Source organism: Streptomyces tateyamensis (assembly GCF_003205575.1).
GTDB classification, from domain to species: domain Bacteria; phylum Actinomycetota; class Actinomycetes; order Streptomycetales; family Streptomycetaceae; genus Kitasatospora; species Kitasatospora tateyamensis.
Map to the genome: position 1 here is coordinate 1 of NZ_PYBW01000399.1, position 321 is coordinate 321.

At 76.9% G+C, this 321-nt stretch carries 1 pseudogene; it reads right to left on the bottom strand.

Annotated elements, in window-relative coordinates:
* Positions 1 to 113 precede the first annotated feature (113 nt).
* Positions 114 to 321 (bottom strand): annotated as a pseudogene (locus tag C7C46_RS35740) (pseudouridine synthase); the annotation flags it as partial.

Below are 321 nucleotides of genomic sequence, written 5' to 3' on the forward strand. Positions count from 1 at the left end.
CCCCTGCCGATCCCCGTCACGCCAAACCGCCGGCGGGCCCGACCACGGAGGTGGTGGGCCCCGTCGGCGCACGGCCCGCGGGTTCACGGGCCGTCAGTGCGCCCTGTCAGTTGTCAGTCCTTCCAACGCGCCTGGCGGCCGCCGCCGTTGAAGCCGCCGCCGCCGTTGAAGCTGCCACCGCGGTTGTCGCGGTCACCGCCGAAGGAGCGGCCGCCGCGGTACCCGCCGAAGGAGGAGCCACCCTGCGGGCGGCCACCCGAGCGGTGGTCGTCGCGACGGGCGAACGGCCGGCTGCTGCTGCCGGCGCCGCCGCGGTTGTCG